General features: G+C 63.5%; 3 protein-coding genes. All 3 read right to left on the bottom strand.

All coding sequences use genetic code 11. From position 1 onward, the window contains the following. Positions 1-47: 47 nt before the first annotated feature. Positions 48-998: a catechol 2,3-dioxygenase gene (locus WCE35_RS14095; RefSeq protein ID WP_424593955.1), complete on the bottom strand. Its 951-nt coding sequence runs from the start codon at positions 996-998 to the stop codon at positions 48-50. Between the two features lie 11 nt (positions 999-1,009). Then, a complete protein-coding gene (locus tag WCE35_RS14090; RefSeq protein ID WP_424593954.1) occupies positions 1,010-1,855 on the bottom strand; it encodes a hypothetical protein in 846 nt (281 codons plus the stop codon). A 7-nt stretch (positions 1,856-1,862) separates the two neighbouring features. After that, a partial coding sequence (locus tag WCE35_RS14085) for a 4-carboxy-4-hydroxy-2-oxoadipate aldolase/oxaloacetate decarboxylase (protein WP_424593953.1) occupies positions 1,863-2,315 on the bottom strand: 453 nt, incomplete at its 5' end.

The following is a 2,315-nucleotide window of genomic DNA, read 5'->3' as shown; positions in this document are numbered from 1 at the left end:
GGTTAAAGAGAACCCGCCCTACACAGCTGAGCTTGCCTTCGCCCCCTTCACATCGGCGGCGTGCCGTGGGTGTGGAACGACTCGATCGTCTTCAGCCCCCACGCCTGGCCTTTCCTGCGCTCCTCTTCGGTCCACACGATCGGCTTCCAGTCCGGCGCCAGGATCAGGCGGGCGCCGGCGTTCGCGACCTCGACGCGGTTGCCGCCGGGCTCGTAGACGTAGAGGAAGAAGGTCTGCTGGATCGCGTGCTTGTGCGGGCCGGTCTCGATGTAGACGCCGTTTTCGAGAAAGATATCGGCGGCGCGCAGGATTTCCTCGCGGCTGTCGAGCGCGTAGGTGACGTGGTGGAAGCGCCCGGGCTTGCCATAGTGGTCGCGGGTGTAGGCAAAATCGTAGCTCTTGTTCGACATCGTCATCCACATCGCGGCCTCGGTGCCGTCGTCGAGCACGATCTGCTCGGTCAGCCGGCAGCCGAGATAGGTTTCGAAGAAGATGCGGTTGGCCTTGATGTCGACGGCAAGGCAATTGAGGTGATCGAGCCGGCGGACGTTGACGCCGCGCGCCGGAAACCGCTGCGCCTGGTTCTTCAGCGCGGGCTTCAGTTCGGGCGGCGCCTGATACCACTCGGTCTCGTAATAGAGCTCGATGACGTGGCCGTCGGGATCCCGGCAGCGGAACGCCGGCCCCTGCCCCATGTCGCCGTCGGTCCAGCCGATCTCGAAGCCGGAACCCTTCAGCGCCGCGACGCGGCGCTCCAGCGCCTGCGGGCTGCGCGCGCGCAGCGCCATATGTCCCATGCCGGATGTTTTTGACGCCGTGAGCTTGAGCGAATAGCGCTCATAATCGTCCCAGCCGCGCAGATAGACCGACTCGCCCTTTCGGCCGCTCTCCGTCATGCCCATGACGTCGACGAAGAATTTCAGGCTCTCGTCCGGCTTCGGCGTCAGCAATTCCATGTGGCCGAGATGGGCGAGATCGAAGATCGGTTCGGGGGTCATCGCATCTCTCCTCAAATTAACGCCCGCGTTACATCGTCGAACAATTCGTCGACCGTGAACGCGCGCGGAATGAGCCCTTGCTGCGCAGTATAGAAGATGATTGCTTCCAGCGAGCGCCGCATCGCGTCCGCGCTGAAAAGCGGCGCGGCAGGGGCTGCATTGGCAGACCGCGTCAATAGCCGATGAATTTCCCGGACGATATCGGGATGTTGATCGGACAGCGCGCGGCTCACCACCACCATATGGTTGATCGGCACGACGCCGTGTTTGGCGAACCAGGCTTTCTCTTCCGCAGCGGCATCGGGAAATAGCGGCGTCAGGTCAGGATGGTCGGATTTCTCGCCGAGCACCGCGTCAAGCTCGCCGTCAATCAGCATCTGGATGATCTGCTTGCCTGCCGGCGCCCGCTTTGTCGTATCCTTGAATTCTGCGACATGCGCGTCCTCGAATGTCACCCAGTCGATCGAATAGAGATCGACGCCGTAGTCATTGGCGAGAATGCCGCGCAGCCACGCGCCGGTCGTGGTGGTGAAAGAGCGGATACCGACGCGCTGGCCGTTCAGATCGGACGGCTTCAGCGTTCCCTGCTTCCCATTGTAAAGCGCGTAGGCATGCTGAAACCGCGCCAGCACGACGTTCGGCAGCAGCACCATCGGCTTGGCAAAACTTTTCGCCATCAGATAAGTGACGATCGCCATCTCGGAGACATCGAACGCCTGCCAGCGGACCATCGGCTTGAAGCCTTTGTTGATCGGCGAACAGTCGACGAAATCGAACTCGACCAGATCGGACCTGACCGAGCCGTTCTTCAGCGCAGCCGTGCCGGGATGGTCGCCGAGCAAGGTACGCAGTCGCATCGCCACCTCAGTCCGCTTCCGGCTCGTCGATATAGACGAGGCCGGCTTTCGCCAGCGCCTCGCGCATGTTGTACATGTCGAGACCAAGCGCGCCGGCGGCGAGTTGCTTGCGCTTGCCCTCCTCGTCGGCGTGGCGCTTCTCGCCCTTCGCCACCACGTCGGCGGCGTCCTTCCGCCTCACCACCACGACGCCGTCATCGTCGGCGATCACGGCATCGCCCGGCACGACGTTGACGCCCGCGCAGACCACGGGAACGTTGACCGCGCCGAGCGTCGCCTTGACCGTCCCCTTGGCGGAGATCGCCTTCGACCAGACCGGAAAACCCATTTCGCGCAGCGATTTCGCGTCGCGGACGCCGGCATCGATGACGAGGCCGGTGACGCCGCGCGCCATCAGCGAGGTCGCCAGCAGATCGCCGAACATGCCGTCGCTATTGTCGGCGCTGCAGCCGACCACCAG

Origin of the sequence: Bradyrhizobium sp. (assembly GCF_049691595.1) — a bacterium.
GTDB lineage: Bacteria > Pseudomonadota > Alphaproteobacteria > Rhizobiales > Xanthobacteraceae > Bradyrhizobium.
This window is presented reverse-complemented; position numbering and strand designations above follow the sequence as displayed.